The following is a 16,483-nucleotide window of genomic DNA, read 5'->3' as shown; positions in this document are numbered from 1 at the left end:
CATTTAGTTTAACTAAATGGCTGACTTTTTTTATGTTAACTATTTAACTCAGTTTGAATAAAATAATTCTTTAGAGCACCTAATAAATTAGCGTGATTTCCTAGTGTTGATTGACAAACAGTTGGACGAACAATCGGATATGGGACTTTTTTAAGATAGCTATCTAAGTAATAGTCAATTAATTCAAATAAGCGTCCTTGTTTACTAATACCTCCACCAATAGTAATCACTTCCGGATCTAGAATGGTTTGTAAATTCATAATTTGCTGTGTCAAAGACTGGCAGTAATCTTCTAGGAGCTTAACTGCTAAAGGTTCTTCATCGTCAACGGCTTTAAAGAAAATCTTTCCATCCATATCTTTCAGAGGAATATCTTTTTCTTCGGCATAGTTTTTTACCAGCAGGGGTACACTGTTTCTGTAAGCAAAAAGATCTTTTAATTCGCCAAAATCTTGAGAGGTTTGAATGAAAGAAAATTCACCAGCAGATAAATGGGCCCCTTTTAATAACTGATCATTAACGATAATTCCGCCGCCAATACCTGTACCTAAAACTAAAGCAACTCCATTTGAATGTCCGGCTAAACGACCTTGCCAATACTCGCCCAATGCGGCACATTTTCCGTCATTTTCGATATGAATAGTTGTTTGACAAGCTTCGGTTAAGATATCCCGAATATTGCAATCACGAATAAAAGTTAAAGCTCCACCATGAACTGCATGACCTGTACTAGAATCAATTAACCCCGGCATGCTTAGAGCAATACCAACAATTGGAAGAGAAGAGAATTCATTTTGAATGTTTTTTAGGCAAGTAATTAATGCTTCAAGGGTTTTCGGACTTTGTTTTTTCCCGGCTTGCGTAATGGTTCCTTTTTCATCCAATAACGCATATTTTACTGCAGTTCCGCCAATGTCGATTCCAATGTAATTTGTCAAATGAATAACCGCCTTTACGAGTAAATTTTTTTAAGCTAGAATAAAGTTAATGATACTACAAAGGAGTGATTTTTGCATGTTCGATTTATTTGATACAGAAACCTATACTGACCTAGATCAACTTTTAATTAAATATATCAATGGGAATTTAGAGCAAGTGGCTTTTATGCGTATTCGAGAATTGGCTGAAGCTGTACATGTATCGCCGGCAACCGTCATGCGCTTTTCCCAAAAAGCTGGATTTGCTAGTTTCCCAGAAATGAAAGTAGCAATTAAAAATTATGTGGAGCAACAAAAAAGCATTTTAAAGAATGAAGAAAGGCGCCGAGGAATTTTGCCATTAGATGTTTTTTCTAATGACTTAGAAGAACAAATTGATCTTATTACAGCAAAATTAATCGAAGCGCCCTTAATTTATTGCTTAGGTATGGGTTCATCTGGCGTTATGGCAGAGTATGCAGCGAAGCAATTTACCACAATTGGTTTGCGTAGTTTTCATTCAACGTCCCTTTATTTACCTTATTTAAAAGAAAGTCAGAAGCACAGTCCAAAGGATGTTACGTTACTTTTTTCTGTTTCCGGTGAAACGTTCGAGATACTTCATATTGCAAATCTTTTAAAAGAGGCAGAGGCATTCTCGGTAAGTATTACCAATCATATTGAGAATCATCTTGCCGGTCTAACGAGTATTAATTTGTCCTATGATACTTCTTATGATCGTTTACAGTATAATGTGGATATTTCTTCTCAATTGCCTGTTGTTTTTATAATTGAGACGTTAGTTAAAAAATTATATTTATTAATGCATTCTGGTAAAAAAGAAGAACTGAATCAGAAATAAAGTTTTTCTGATTCAGTCAATCAACGAATAAATTTAAGTTAGTTTGATTCTGCGAAAGCTTTCTCCTCATCGACTGCACGATTGTCAGCGATACGGAAAAATGGGAACCAAATAATTAAATTTAAGATAAAGACAACAGCGAAAATAATTAAATATTTCCAACCACCTTGTAATCCCATTAAAATTGGAGCAGGAGTGGTCCAAGGTAAGGAAATAAGTGGATTTAATTCGGTAAAGTTTAATAATTTTACTAAAATCCAAGCCGTACTTCCCATAATTAAAGGTGTGATAGCCATTGGAATAAAAAAGATAGGATTTAACATTAATGGTGCTCCAAAAACAAGAGGCTCATTTACATTAAAAATACTTGGTGGCCCAGCTAATTTTAAGAGTTGTTTATACCGTTCAGATTTTGCTGTAAACATAGCAACTACTAAGCCATACGTGCTTCCTTGCCCACCAAAGCCATTTCCACATACTTGAGCAATTACTGTGGCTAATAAGAATGGTAATGGTTGACCTTCACGAAAGGCATTCATATTGGCAACACTATTGGCAAGCAACATAGGCATCACGACTCCATAAACCATGTTAGGATGAATCCCAAAGAACCAAAGCATATTAGCTATAGTAAAGATGATAATAATAGTAATTGGGGATCCTGTTAATGCTTGTAAAGGAGCTTGAATCGAGCCAAAGACAAAAGCAAAAACACTGCCAAAAGGTGTAAAGCTAAATAACAAGCGAATAATAAAGAAGAAAATAAAAATCGCACCTGCTAAAAGAGAAGGACTTAGAGATTCCGCAACATTAGGTGGGACACTGTCCGGCATTTTAACGACTAGATTTTTTTTATTTAAAAAGACATACAAACGCGCAACGATATATCCAACAATAATAGCAACTAACAATCCTGTTCCGCCAGTGTATAAAGTTTGAAAAGCCTCAACATTTGTCGTGCCAGTAACAATTCCTTGTGAAGGGAATTTAGTGACTGCAGTTTCAAGAGTAGGAACTGCAACTTGTTGCGGCATTAAAATAAAGAAACTACCAACTGCTAGTAAACCAGCAGAAAGTGGATTGTAATTTTCTTTTTTAGCATAAACATAAGCAAAGTTAAATACGATAAAAATGGAAATAGCATTGAGAGTAGCACCGATAACTGAATCAAAATGAACCTTTAAGCCAGAACTTTCTACAAATGCAACCCAAGCAGGTATCGGGAAATTTCCGATAATCATTAAGACCGCTGCACCTAGAGTGACGGGTGTCGTCCGCATAAAAGCTTCAGATAGGGCACTAAAAAATTTGCTTTTATTCATCCAATTGGCAATAGGACCTAAAAATTTATTTAAAAAAATTTCTAATTTATCCATCATAATAAAACAACTCCTTATATAGTATATTTAGCCCGCAGTGTAGGCGCGACTAGAAAATAGAAAATTTCAGGAAAAGTGTCTATTTACATTTTTGTCATTTATCTTTTTCTTCAAGAGGCTTGCGAGATGAAATTAGCCTGAATCTATTCTGAAAGACTTGCTCCATTTGTTCGAATGACATCACGATACCAATTAAAACTATCTTTTTTATAGCGTTTTAACTCTTTTTCATTCGTTTCATCGCGATCTACATAGACAAAACCATAGCGTTTTTGATAACCATTTAACCAGCTTAATAAATCGGTAAAACTCCATGTACAATAGCCAAGGACTTCAACGCCATCTGTTATGGCTTCTTGGATAGCTAGACAATGGGTTTTTAAGTAATCAATCCGAGGTTGATCATGAACCTGACCATCTGCTTCTAGCGTATCAAAATCACCTAAGCCATTTTCAGTAATTAAAATAGGTAAATCATAGCGGCTTGAAATGCGACGTAAACTAATTCTTAAACCTGCTGGATCAATTGTCCAGTCCCAATTTGTTTTTTCTAAATAAGGATTTGATACAATTTTATACATGCCAGGCTGGCCTGCTTCTTTTGTTGTTCCTTTTTTACCAGAATAGTTTGCTTCACCAGTCATGGTCACACCATCTAATGGATTACTGGCAATGGTCATAGATTGGTAATAATTCACACCCATAAAATCAGGTTTTCCAGCTTTTAATAAGTCTTCATCACCTGCTTCAAAAACAGGAGCCAGTCCATTTTTTGCTAGATTTTTTAAAGCGACCTTAGGATAGCGACCATAGACGTAAACATCCATCCAAAAATTAGTGAATAAATCCAACATATTTTCGGTAGCGATTACATTTTCCGGCTGACAATCGACAGCATAAGCAGGGCTCATAGCAAAACTAGGACCGATTTTTCCAGGGTATTTTCCATCTCTAAAAGCTTTAATAACAGAAGCGTTAGCAAGATTAGCAATATGATTTGCTGCATACATACGTTTAGGATCTGTTACAGCGGGTGGATGAGAGGCCATTAAAAAGCCGTGCATCATAAAGACATTTTGTTCATTTAGTGAGACCCAATAGTTAACCCGATCAGAGTAGGCATCAAATAAAATTTTTGCATAGTTAGTAAAATCTTGAATAACTTGACGAGATTCCCAACCACCATAAGCATCCTCTAAAGCTTGTGGCAAATCCCAATGATAAAGAGTAACAATCGGTTCAATTCCGTACTTTAAAAGCTCGTTAATTAGGTCGCTATAAAAATCTAACCCTTTTTGATTGATTTCTCCTCGTCCATCAGGTAAAATTCGTGTCCAAGCAATTGAGAAGCGATAGGTTTTTAACCCCTGTTCAGCCATCAAAGCGATATCTTCTTTAAAGCGATGGTAGTGGTCAACGGCTACATCTCCATTACTGCCTTTAAATGTTTTATTTGGAATTCGAACAAATTCATCCCAAACAGATTTTCCTTTTCCATCGAGATTCCATGCTCCTTCGACTTGATAGGCGGCTGAAGCTGAACCCCATAAAAAGTCTTTCGGAAACGGGTCTAATTTTGTGTGTATCATAGTTAGGCTCCTTTAAATAGTAGTCAGATAGAATGTTCCTATCAGCAATTTAATCATAGTATTTCAAAATGAGTATGTAAACCTTTTCAAAAAAGTAGGTAGTTTTATCAGTAATGAAACACCACGTTTCATTAACAAAATTAAGTAGTAAAGAAAAAAGTTGAAAACGTTTGCTTTTTATATTTATTGTGGTATAATTTACTTAAGGATTAGTAATCCCATAATAAATGCTAGATTAACGAAAGCCAAGTTAATCGTTCAAAAGCAATCAGAAAGAGGTTGGGATTTTGTATAATCCTTGTCAATTTAATAGAGACTAACAAGCATCCATTATACTATTCTAGTTGTAAGTAAGATAGAATCGTATTCTTATGAAAAATAGGAGCTTGTTAGTCTTTATTTGTATTTAGATTTTAAATTTACATAGAAATGAGCAGAAAAAATGAATTTAGTTGAAAAAGATTTTCGTCTATTTAATCGAGAAGTTGTCCTATTTGTTAAACTAAAGCAACAGTTTGATTATGATGAAATAGAATGGATTAAACAACAATATAAAGAACTTTGGCAAAAATGGAAAAGTTTGAATCTTAAAGCGTATGAAAAGAGTATCCGTTATATCCCTTATAATAAACCAAAAATTGAAAGTTGGACAAATGGTTGGCAAATTAGAAAGCATTATTGGGCTTCTTATCGTATGGAAGGTAGAGAATCTGAAGCAACTTGTATCGGCGTTTTACTGAATAGACAAAATTTCAGGATAACGATTATGTGGCAAAAATATAAAAAAAATCAATCAACTGTGTCTGCTAGTCAATACAATCGGAATTTAAAACAAATAGGTGAGTGGGCTACTAAAATCAATCAAGATAATTATTTTATTTGGACAACCAAAAGTGATGAGTATGATTCTTATTATAGTTTATCAGATTACTTAACAAATTCTGAGATTCAAGCTACAATAAAAGCTGAGATTGATAAAGACGAAACGTTTCAAATTGGCTACATCCTCAAGCGGCAGCCTGAAATTAAAAATGTTGAAGAAGTAGTGACTGAAAAATTAATTGAACTTGGAGAATTGTATCAAATTTTCCAATAAGCACACCAAATTGCTAAAATAAAAACTAAATATATGATTTGAGGAGCTAAAAATATGAAGAAAATCAATTATGGTATTTTAAGCACAGCATCGATTGTGCCACGATTTGTTGCTGGTGTGAATGCAAGCCAACATGGTTTTGTTAAAGGCATTGCTTCGCGTTCCATAGAGAAAGCTAAATTGCTAGCCAAGGAGTTAGCTATTCCCAATGTATATGGAAGTTATGAAGCAATTTGCCAAGATTCAGAAATTGAGATTATTTATGTTGCTACATACAATAAGGCTCATTATTCAGCTGCTATGCTAGCTTTAAAAAATGGAAAACATGTCTTACTGGAGAAACCCTTTTGTTTAACTGTAAAAGAAGCTAAGGAATTATTTGCCTATGCAAAAGAGCATAATTTGTTTATTATGGAAGCTCAGAAGGCTGTCTTTTTACCTGCAACTCTTAAAGTAAAGGAGCTCATTGAGACTGGCATAATTGGTAAAATCCGATACGTAAATGCAAGTAGTAGTCATTTAGGTGTTGAACGAATTAAGTGGTTTGATTCTTTGGAATCAGGTGGTGGTGCATTGTTTGGAAGTGGAACGTATCCGTTAGAATATCTACAATTTGTCTTAGGAAATCAATTTTCAAGTTGGACGGGAACTTGCTTAGGAAAACCTAATCAATCTGACTCACAGTGTACATTATCATTAAAGTTAGGCGAAGATACTCTTGCAACAATTTTTATTACAACCTTAGTCGATGCTCCTAGTGCCTTGACTATCTATGGTGAGAAGGGCTCGATTACTATTCCAAATTATTGGAAAGCAACAGAATTAACAGTAACTATTAATGGGGAAGAATCAGAAATTTTTAAATTTCCAATGCTAAGCGAGTTTGCGTATGAGGTAGATCATGTAAATAACTGTTTAGAAAAAGGTTTCATTCAAAGCCCGTGGATGTCAGAATCTGTAACTGTTTCGACAATTACGATCATTGAGACAATGTATCAAGAGTGGATCGGAAATGGATTACTAACAATAAAATAATAAACGATGAAGAGACTTATTTTTTGTTAAGTCTCTTTATTTATGTTTTCTGGGAAACTTCCCGTGTTTTGAGAAATAGTCCATATTAAGTAAGCGCTTCCCTTTAGTCTGATAAAGGATTGTATCAAGTTTTTTTAGATGGTATAACTATATTAGGCCTACTAAAACAAACCGGTTTAGTAAACTTTTTTATCATTTTAGTTCTTATGAACCAACTCCTCGAGAAAAAGATGGAAATTCGAGATGGCAAAAAGCGCCATATCAATTTCCCCTATTTTCTTATCGGAGCTACCCGTCTCAACAAACTTTTTATTACAAAGGAGATTGCATTTATGATGGAAAAAATTCAGCGCTTTGGTGGCGCGATGTTTACACCCGTATTACTTTTTTCTTTTTCAGGAATTATGCTGGCTTTAACTATCATCTTTAAAAATCCAATGCTCGTTGGCAGTATTGCGAATGAAGGCACTTTTTGGTACAACGCTTGGTCTGTTGTTGAAAGTGGAGCTTGGACTGTTTTTAATCAAATGGAATTATTATTTGTAATTGGCTTGCCGATTGGTTTAGCTAAAAAAGCGAATGCTAGAGCAGCGATGGAAGCTGTTGTCACATATTTAACTTTCAATTACTTTGTTGGAAGTATATTAGAACATTTTGGGAAAACGTTTGGTGTTGATTATGCTGGTAGTGCTGATAGTGGCACTGGTCTTAAGATGATAGCAGGAATCAAAACATTAGATACAGGTATTGTTGGAGCTATCTTAATTTCAGCGATAGTCGTTTGGATTCATAATCGTTATTTTGATGTGAAATTACCAGAATTTTTAGGTATTTTTCAAGGATCTTCATTGGTTGTCATTATTGGATTCTTCATGATGTTACCCATCGCTATTTTAACAGCCTGGATTTGGCCTAAAATTCAATTAGGTATTGGATCTATGCAAGGATTCTTAGCAGCCTCAGGTGTTTTTGGTGTTTGGCTCTATACTTTCTTAGAACGAATTCTGATACCAACAGGTCTGCATCATTTCATCTATACACCATTTATTTTTGGTCCAGCGGTTGTTGAAGGTGGGATTACCAGATACTGGATGGATCATCTAAATGAATTTTCTAGATCAACTGAACCTTTAAAGAAACTTTTTCCAGAAGGTGGATTCGCTCTTCATGGAAATTCAAAAATATTTGCAGCACCAGGGATTGCGGCAGCCTTTTATGCCACTGCTAAACCTGAAAAACGTAAAAAAGTGCTGGCTATCTTGATCCCTGTTACACTAACAGCTGTCTTAGCCGGAATTACTGAACCTTTAGAATTTACATTCTTATTTATTGCGCCAGTACTATTTGTTGTTCATGCATTATTGGCAGCAACAATGGCAGCAACCATGTATGCTTTTGGTGTCGTTGGTGATATGGGTGGTGGATTTATTGACTTATTGGCGAAAAATTGGATTCCATTAGGAGCAAATCATTGGCAAACTTATGCGATTCAATTAGTCATTGGTTTAGCTTTTACAGCAATCTATTTCTTAGTTTTCCGCTTTTTAATTTTAAAATTCAATTTTGCAACACCGGGGCGAGAAGCAGATACGACGGATGTTAAATTATATAGTAAGAAAGAGTACAAAGAAAAAATGGCAGGTGCTGGTGGTCCAGCAATAGAGGGGGCAAATCAGTATACAGAAGCGGCAGCAATCTATTTGGAAGGACTTGGCGGTTCGGATAATATTGCTAATGTGAACAACTGTGCTACTCGTTTGCGTATTGGAGTACATGATGAAACTCTTGTTCAGCCGGATGAAGTCTTTAGAGAAGGCGGTGCCCACGGTGTCGTACGCAATGGTAAGGCTTTTCAAATAATCGTAGGTTTATCTGTTCCACAAGTTCGTGAACAATTTGAAAATTTACTAAAATTCAATCAAAATCTTGAAGGAGATGGACAATAATGAAAAAACATTCAATCGTAGTCGCAGGAGGCGGTAGTACCTTTACCCCAGGAATTGTCTTAATGCTATTAGCAAATTTGGAAAAGTTACCGATTCGTCAAATTAAGTTTTTTGATAATGATCCAGCAAGACAAAAACAAATAGCAGATGCCTGTGCGGTCATTATTAAGGAACAAGCACCGGATATCAAATTTGTAGCAACTAGTGACCCAGAAACAGCCTTTACAGATGTTGATTTTGTGATGGCTCACATTCGAGTTGGAAAATATGCGATGCGCGAAAAAGACGAAAAAATTCCTTTGAAATATGGTGTTGTTGGTCAGGAAACTTGTGGACCTGGTGGAATTGCTTATGGCATGCGTTCAATTGGTGGTGTGTTAGAATTAGTTGATTTTATGGAAAAATATTCTCCAGATGCTTGGATGCTAAATTATTCCAACCCGGCAGCCATTGTAGCCGAGGCAACTAGAAAACTTCGTCCAACTGCAAAAATATTAAATATTTGTGATATGCCTATCGGGATTGAAGAACGTATGGCTCATAGCATCGGTTTGAAATCTCGCAAAGAAATGGTTGTGCGTTACTACGGATTGAACCATTTTGGTTGGTGGACCGACATTAGAGACCTAAAAGGTAATGACTTAATGCCACAAATTAAAGCACATGTTGCCGAACATGGCTATGCCTTGAAAGAAGAAGTTGAAGCCTCTCAGCATACGGATGCTAGCTGGATGCACACGTTTAGTAAGGCTAAAGACATTTATGCTCTTGATCCAGAAACATTACCTAACACGTATTTAAAATACTATTTATACGCTAGTGATGAAGTAGCTCATGCTAATCCTGAATACACGCGTGCCAATGAAGTGATGGCTGGACGAGAAAAGCATGTTTTTAGTGAATGTAACCGTATTGCAGAATTAGGTTCAACTGAAGGCTCGACTTTAGAAATAGATGAACATGCTTCTTATATTGTCGATTTAGCGCGTGCTATTGCTTATAATACCCATGAGCGGATGTTATTGATTGTCGAAAATAATGGCGCAATTGTAAACTTTGAAGAAACGGCAATGGTAGAAGTACCTTGTATCGTTGGAACAAATGGTCCAGAACCACTTGTACAAGGCAAAATTCCACGCTTCCAAAAAGGTCTGATGGAACAACAAGTTGCAGTTGAAAAATTAGTTGTTGAAGCGTGGGCAGAAAAATCTTACCAAAAATTATGGCAAGCAATAACAATGTCTAAAATTGTCCCAAATGCAACTGTTGCCAAACAAATTTTGGATGAATTGGTTGAAGTCAATCAAGAATTTTGGCCAGAATTAAGTTAAATTAAATTTCTAGCAATCAGGAAGATACTGTGATGGTATATTCCTGATTTCGCTATAATTAAATAAAGCAATGATGGAGATATTCAGCGATTATAGAAAAACAACCTTTCTTTTTTTTAGAGTCTTAACTTAATGGTATACTGAGTATAAAGACTTGTAGTCGTATTAATGATGTTCTTGGATGAGCAAATTACTCAGTAAAAAGATGGGTATATTTGGTGAATGACACATACCTAATTTCCCGATAGTGAGTAAACTCAGCGAGTATTTTTATCATTTAAACGACTTATATAAAGGGGAGATTTAAAATGGAACTAGAAGCGCTGGTAAACCAGTACCACGACAAATTAAACGAAAATGATTTAGCTATTATTTCTTATGTATTAATGCATAAAACACAATGTGAAACGTTGAGTATTGTTGATTTAGCAAAACTTTGTCATACATCTAAATCATCTATTTTAAGATTAACACAAAAATTAGGATTTTCTGGTTTTAGTGAATTCAAATACAGTTTAAAAAAAGCAAGCAAAGAAAAAGCTCCTAAGTTGAATTTATTAGATTTACAAAGAGAAGATATGGAAGCTACATTAAAATTGATGCAGCAAACAGATGTTGCAACTATTGTTCAAAAAATGCATCAAGCAGATCGGATTATTGGTTACGGAACTGGTTGGGGACAACAAAATGCAGTTAAAGAGCTAAATCGAAATTTTATGGGGTGCGGTAAATATATGTTATCTATTCCCGCGAAAACTGAATTTGATTTGAATATGCCAATCATTACTAAAAATGATTTCGTCGTAATCATCTCATTAAGTGGAGATGCGAAAGATTTGGAACAAAATATTCAAACATTAAACTTACGTGGAGTGCCAATTTTATCTATTACCACCTTTAAAAATAATTATTTAGCCTCACTAGCACCATTCAATCTCTACTATCAAGTCTCTCCTATGCATCAAACAGAAAGGAACGAGATGGTCTCGTTCATCACCTTAAATTTAGTTTGTGATGCGTTATTTAGAGAGTATGCTTCCTATCTAATTGAGAGTGGAGAACTGTAACCAAAAAAATAATCAGAAAAGAGGACAGATGATAAGATGAATGAGAAAAATCAGGTCATTACAAAAGTCAGAAAGATGTCATTTTATTCAAGTTTAATTGCTTATTGGCTGATTTTGCCAATTCTATTCAGTTTCTATTTAGCCATGAAAATGTTGATGATGGGAATTGATTTTCAAACACTGTTAACTCAAAATTTAACTGTAACAGTCTTATTACTGATAGCTCTTTTAAATCCATTTTCAGCTTATTTTCTATTAAATACTACGGAAAAAGATAGGAAACGTAATCAACCAGTTGGTTTTTATTTGAAAGCGATGTTGGTTCAGCAACTCTTAGTGGGGAATTTAGTCGGAGCTGTTTTAGTTTTTTTTAGTTTTCGAGAAATGCCCTATTCGCAAGATGGAGTAGATTCACAAATGAAAATGACTAGCGTTTATATACTAGTTGGTATACAATATATACTATCATTAGTTGCTATTTTTGCACTATGGATGATGGTTAAAAATGGTAGTTAAATTTTTGGAAAGTAGGGATAGCAATGTTTGGATTTTTTAAGAAAAAAGAAGCTAAAAAAGAAGAGACTAAAACTCCAGTTACATCAGTTAGTATAGAAGGAACGTTATTTTCACCAGCAAATGGAAAAGTTATTGCCATTGGCGAAGTTTCAGATCCAGTTTTTGGCGAAAAAATGATGGGGGACGGTTATGCTGTTGTACCCACTGACGGAAAAATTTATGCACCAGTAAATGGAAAAGTGACAAGCGTATTTCCAACTAAACATGCCATTGGTTTATTGATGGATAATGGTACAGAAGTATTGTTGCACATGGGATTAGACACAGTTGAATTAAAAGGCGCTCCATTTGAAATAGCTGTTACAGAAGGGCAAGTTGTCACACCTGAAACATTAGTAGCAACTGTTGATTTAGATGCACTAGCTACAGCTGGAAAAGATAACGCAATGGTTGTCGTAATTACAAATATGGATAAAATTGCAAGTTTTGCAGTAACTGAATTAGGGGAAACAACTGCTAGTAAAGCAATTGGGACTTTTACAACAAAAGGATAATTAGCAAGAAGGTTGAAGACTTAAAAAGTTTTTAGCCTTTTTGTTTATAGAGTAGATCTTCTAGTGTTATTCTTGAGGCTACTGATTAAAAGAAAAACTGGAGGACTAAGAATGAAAAACTATCAAACTTTACTATTTGATGTAGATGATACATTATTAGATTTTGGAGCAGCAGAAGACAATGCCTTACGTTTATTATTTGAGGAACAAAAAGTTTCCTTAACTGTTGAAATTGAAAATTATTACAAAAAGATGAATAAAGGTATGTGGCAAGAATTTGAATTGGGGAAATTAGATCGTGACGAGCTAGTGAATACACGATTTTCAAAATTATTTAAAGCTTTTGGTCAAGAGGTTGATGGGGTTTTATTGGAACAAAAGTATCGTGGTTACCTAGAAGAAGGACATGAGTTAATTGATGGAGCGCAGTCACTGATTCAAAACTTAAAAAAAGAGTATGATTTATATATTGTAACAAACGGTGTTTCTAAAACACAATACAGACGTTTACAGGATTCTGGGCTACATTCAGCATTTAAAGATGTCTTTGTCTCTGAAGATACTGGTTATCAGAAACCGATGAAAGAATATTTTGATTATGTTTTTGCACGAATTCCTAACTTTAAGCGAGAAAATAGTTTAATCATTGGAGATACTTTAGGTTCTGATATTTTAGGTGGCAAGAATGTCGGTATGGATACATGCTGGTTCAATCCTACGAATAAAAGCAATACAAGTGAAATTGTCCCTACTTACCAAATTGCAGAATTAGAAAAACTATACGATATTCTAAATTAAGTAGTAAAAAATAAAATTGAGGCTAGAGACAGGATTGTCTTTAGTCTTTTTCTTATGTAGTTCTTTATTTAATGTCGAAAGAAAATAAAATGGTATAATTATAAAAGAAATAAAATTAAGTGGAGGTGAGTAAATGAATTTAATTCAAGAAAATCAGCGGATCTTAGAACATATTTTTCCAAGCTATCAAACCAGTGAAGGGAAAGCGCAGGTTCTTAAAGAAACTGAAGAATTATTTACTCAATTTAAGCAACAACATTTTCTATATCCAATCCGCTATCAACTTAAAAAAAATACTTTCCATATCAAATTAAAACGTGATTATTCAATTGCGCCTAGTCTGGAAGTTACGTCAATTAATGAAGTAGTTCCAGTGTGGAAATATAAGTTAGATCAAGAATTAATGAAATTAGAGAAACGAACAAAAAAAGTATTTTTAAGTGATTTTGGTGGTATTGCAGATGGAAAAACAGATTGCACAAAAGCCTTTAAACGGGCGTTTTCTGTTGGCTATCGTCATGTCATTCTCTCCTCTGGAACCTATCTTACGAGAGGTCTTAAAATTCCATCTAATGTAATTTTAGCTGGGGAAGGATCAGCAGAAACTTGCTTGAAACTACATCCAGAAGCACCAAAGTCGGAACAATTGCTGACAAATAAATCTCATTTTAAAGGCAATCATCATATACAAATAAAAGGGATATCACTGGATTGGAATGTTGAGCGTTTGACCAAAGGAGAAACAACAGCAACAGGAGGAATCGCTTCAAGCGGAATCACCTTAGCTCATGTTAAATACGCACGAATTGTTGATGTAGTAGTTAAAAATCCTGGTTTACATGGGGTGGACATTACGTCGCCTGCCTATAGTTATGCTGGCGACGGGACACGTTCTAGACTAGGTAGTCAGTTTATTTGGGTGGATCAGATTGAGGCCTTTGGCTTTGGTGATGATGGCATCACAACTCATCACAGTAAAAATATTTTGATTTCTAATTGTTATTTACACCATCCAAGTGGTTTAGCACATCGAACAGGTTTTTCAAATTCAAATGGGATTGAGATTGATGATGGATCGGAACATATCAGTTTAGTAGGTAACCGAACGGCTTATTGTTTTGGTGGAGTTGAAATAAAAGCCCATGAAACTAGTTCAGCAGCTTCAGATACACAAATTTTCGGACATTTTTCGTATCGCGACAATCGTTCTTATAATTTTAGACATATCGGTCATCATAAAGATCAAGACTTATTATCTCAGTCAGCATACGGCATTCGAGCTAGTTTTTTAGCTGCGTATTATCCACAAAAAACAGATTTATATAAAGCCTCTGAACCAAGAGGCATAGTAGTATCTGCTTATCAGCGAGTAGTGGTTAATCAATTTATTGCTCGAGAAGAACCTACTACTAATCACGAAAAAGTAGCGATTGCTATCCAATATCGAGCACGAGACGTTCGGATTGTGAATAGCCAGTTGAAAAATTACTATGGAGCGAAGCAGCCAATTAAAATTAGTAAAGACACAAGTGACATATATATAATCTAGATTTTAATAAAATAAAAATACGGTTACACCAAGAAGATTATTCTTTGGTGTAACCGTATTTTCTAATCTGCTAAATTATCTAAATCATCAACAGCTAATACCCTAGTCGTTAAGGGTTCAGGTGATAAAAGAATAGCAAGAATTTTTTTGGCAATTGTATCAACAGAGATAGGTTTAATTTGCGTGACAAAGACAGACAAAAGTGGGATTTTCAACAAAAATTCTAAAGCCCATTTAGCTCGGATAGACGAGGGTCTTCCCGCGCCTACTATTAATCCCGGTCTGATAATAGTTAAAGGTAAAGGCATTGAAATCAAACTCTGTTCTGCTTGACGTTTTGCTTCGATATATTTAGTAGGACCAGCATTAGCAGATAAAAAAATAAAATGTTGTAATCGATCATTATCTGAAGCAACTGTTCCAATTATTTTTGCTGAGTCGGCAATCATTTTTTGATAAGTAATTCCTTCTTTTGGACGTTCTTTAATAATACCAACTAAATCAATAATAGCAAAGGCGTGAAGTAAGTGAGCTTGCCAATCTTGTGAAGTAAAAATATCTGCTTGAACCCATTCAATTGGTGCATCCCTTAAGCTTTTCAGCAGTTTATTTGAAGGGGGGCGCCCATGTTTTGAAATACTTACAATTGTCCAATTTTCAGTTAAAGCAGTCTGACAAATAACTTGTCCTAAAAAACCACTACCACCAATAATCACTAATTTTTTTAGTTGTATCATACTCTCCCTCATTTCTTTTATAACTCTATATTCATACTATACCAAATAAGTTCAGTTTTTTTTAAGAAAAGGCTTTGAAAGATTAGGAATTTAGTAAATTTTTAACTGTTGTATTGTAATTAGACGAAAGAGCGCTTGACAAATGCTAGCAACCTCGCTAAGTTTTTTACTGAATAGAAGTGTGGTAGAGTAGGAGCAGTCACCAACAGAAAGGATGATTTAAAATGAAAATAGTTAAACCAAAACAAATAATAACGGCTTTAGTAGAAGATCAAATTGTAAAAATTGAAGAGGTTGAGTCGCATACACACTATAAAAAATGTCAAATTACGAGTAATTTTGGTATAAAGAAAATAAATGAAGTCATTTTTGAAAATTGTACCTTTGACCGATTAGATTTTAAGCAAATGGAGTTTTTAGATGTTATTTTTGACAATTGTAATTTAGCGAGTGGTGATTTTAGTGAAGGTTTAATTTACCGAAGTGAGTTTAAGAATTGTCAATTAAGTGGAGCAAATTTTATTGATAGTAAGCAAAAAAATGTTAAATGGCAAGGTTGTTTGTTAAGTTATGCAAATTATTCTAGTAGCAATATGGAAAGTGTTCATTTTATTGAAGGGCGAATGACAGAGAGTTATTTTCAAGATTGTCAGTTAAAAAATGTGATCTTTGAAGAGATTGATGCGAACGGAGTAGATTTAGTAGGTTCTAAGTTGACGGGTCTAGATATTTCGAAAGCCCATTTTGATTTTTTAAATTTGGATATTTCCTTAGCAAAAGGCTTGAAAATCGGATATGATCAAGCGTATAAATTGATTACATTGAGTGGAATTGAAATTGTCGAATAAAAAAACGAATGCAAAGGAAAATGAGAATTTTATCATAATAAGTTAAACTCATTGACCCAATAAAAAAAGCGTGTTAAGATTCTAAACATCAAATACATTAATACTTTAACGCGTTGAAGAGTCAAAGTAGATTAACTATCTTAGTTTCAGAAAATTGGTGGGAGCTGCGAACCAATCGAGATAATTAATTGAATTACGGGCTTGGAGCATCTTTACTTAAAAAATAAAGACGGAACTGGGCCGTTATTCCAATTGAGAG

Annotated in this window: 15 protein-coding genes and 1 other annotated feature (1 of these 16 cut by a window edge); of the genes, 11 read left to right on the top strand and 4 right to left on the bottom strand. The window is 34.6% G+C overall.

What is annotated here, in order from left to right:
• Positions 1-35: 35 nt before the first annotated feature.
• Positions 36-938 (bottom strand): ROK family protein, encoded by a 903-nt coding sequence (locus tag BR77_RS07725; RefSeq protein WP_035064493.1) that lies wholly within the window; start codon positions 936-938, stop codon positions 36-38.
• 76 nt (positions 939-1,014) lie between these two features.
• Here BR77_RS07725 and BR77_RS07720 point away from each other — a divergent pair, with 76 nt between their 5' ends.
• Positions 1,015-1,779, top strand: coding sequence for a MurR/RpiR family transcriptional regulator (locus tag BR77_RS07720; RefSeq protein WP_015075625.1), 765 nt, complete (start codon positions 1,015-1,017; stop codon positions 1,777-1,779).
• Positions 1,780-1,817: 38 nt separating this feature from the next.
• Here the strand turns inward: BR77_RS07720 and BR77_RS07715 are convergent, their stop codons facing one another.
• Together BR77_RS07715 and BR77_RS07710 are read right to left on the bottom strand one after the other, a co-directional pair.
• Positions 1,818-3,158: a PTS sugar transporter subunit IIC gene (locus BR77_RS07715; protein ID WP_016356331.1), complete on the bottom strand. Its 1,341-nt coding sequence runs from the start codon at positions 3,156-3,158 to the stop codon at positions 1,818-1,820.
• A 143-nt stretch (positions 3,159-3,301) separates the two neighbouring features.
• Entirely contained in the window at positions 3,302-4,747 is a 1,446-nt protein-coding gene (locus BR77_RS07710) for a glycoside hydrolase family 1 protein (protein ID WP_015075628.1), read from the bottom strand.
• A gap of 442 nt (positions 4,748-5,189) precedes the next feature.
• Between BR77_RS07710 and BR77_RS07705 the strand changes: the two genes are divergently transcribed.
• From BR77_RS07705 to BR77_RS07665, 9 genes are all read left to right on the top strand, one after another.
• On the top strand, positions 5,190-5,843 hold the full coding sequence (locus BR77_RS07705) for an HI_0552 family protein (RefSeq protein ID WP_035064490.1): 654 nt from the start codon (positions 5,190-5,192) through the stop codon (positions 5,841-5,843).
• A gap of 54 nt (positions 5,844-5,897) precedes the next feature.
• On the top strand, positions 5,898-6,878 hold the full coding sequence (locus BR77_RS07700; protein ID WP_015075631.1) for a Gfo/Idh/MocA family protein: 981 nt from the start codon (positions 5,898-5,900) through the stop codon (positions 6,876-6,878).
• A gap of 332 nt (positions 6,879-7,210) precedes the next feature.
• Positions 7,211-8,824, top strand: coding sequence for an alpha-glucoside-specific PTS transporter subunit IIBC (locus tag BR77_RS07695; RefSeq protein ID WP_035064487.1), 1,614 nt, complete (start codon positions 7,211-7,213; stop codon positions 8,822-8,824).
• Positions 8,824-10,155: a 6-phospho-alpha-glucosidase gene (locus tag BR77_RS07690; protein WP_010053218.1), complete on the top strand. Its 1,332-nt coding sequence runs from the start codon at positions 8,824-8,826 to the stop codon at positions 10,153-10,155. Before BR77_RS07695 ends, BR77_RS07690 begins: the two co-directional genes overlap by 1 nt.
• Before the next feature lie 308 nt (positions 10,156-10,463).
• Positions 10,464-11,222 (top strand): MurR/RpiR family transcriptional regulator, encoded by a 759-nt coding sequence (locus BR77_RS07685; protein WP_010053220.1) that lies wholly within the window; start codon positions 10,464-10,466, stop codon positions 11,220-11,222.
• Positions 11,223-11,258: 36 nt separating this feature from the next.
• Complete coding sequence (locus BR77_RS07680) at positions 11,259-11,738, top strand: hypothetical protein (RefSeq protein ID WP_010053221.1); 480 nt, start codon at positions 11,259-11,261, stop codon at positions 11,736-11,738.
• A 23-nt stretch (positions 11,739-11,761) separates the two neighbouring features.
• Positions 11,762-12,292, top strand: coding sequence for a PTS sugar transporter subunit IIA (locus tag BR77_RS07675; protein ID WP_010053222.1), 531 nt, complete (start codon positions 11,762-11,764; stop codon positions 12,290-12,292).
• A gap of 111 nt (positions 12,293-12,403) precedes the next feature.
• The gene (locus tag BR77_RS07670; protein WP_015075634.1) at positions 12,404-13,090 is read left to right on the top strand and encodes a YjjG family noncanonical pyrimidine nucleotidase; all 687 of its coding nucleotides are present in this window, start codon (positions 12,404-12,406) and stop codon (positions 13,088-13,090) included.
• A 133-nt stretch (positions 13,091-13,223) separates the two neighbouring features.
• Positions 13,224-14,639: a glycosyl hydrolase family 28-related protein gene (locus tag BR77_RS07665; protein WP_016356332.1), complete on the top strand. Its 1,416-nt coding sequence runs from the start codon at positions 13,224-13,226 to the stop codon at positions 14,637-14,639.
• Between the two features lie 62 nt (positions 14,640-14,701).
• Here BR77_RS07665 and BR77_RS07660 read toward each other — a convergent pair whose 3' ends face one another.
• Complete coding sequence (locus tag BR77_RS07660; protein WP_010053227.1) at positions 14,702-15,376, bottom strand: SDR family oxidoreductase; 675 nt, start codon at positions 15,374-15,376, stop codon at positions 14,702-14,704.
• A 224-nt stretch (positions 15,377-15,600) separates the two neighbouring features.
• On the opposite strand from BR77_RS07660, the gene BR77_RS07655 reads away from it, so the two are divergent.
• Entirely contained in the window at positions 15,601-16,224 is a 624-nt protein-coding gene (locus BR77_RS07655) for a pentapeptide repeat-containing protein (protein WP_015075637.1), read from the top strand.
• A gap of 104 nt (positions 16,225-16,328) precedes the next feature.
• Positions 16,329-16,483 (top strand) — a binding site (T-box leader); it runs 60 nt beyond the window's last position.

Source organism: Carnobacterium maltaromaticum DSM 20342, assembly GCF_000744945.1.
Lineage (GTDB): Bacteria > Bacillota > Bacilli > Lactobacillales > Carnobacteriaceae > Carnobacterium > Carnobacterium maltaromaticum.
The sequence above is the reverse complement of the archived record's forward strand: the minus strand, read 5'-3'. Positions and strand labels throughout refer to the sequence as shown.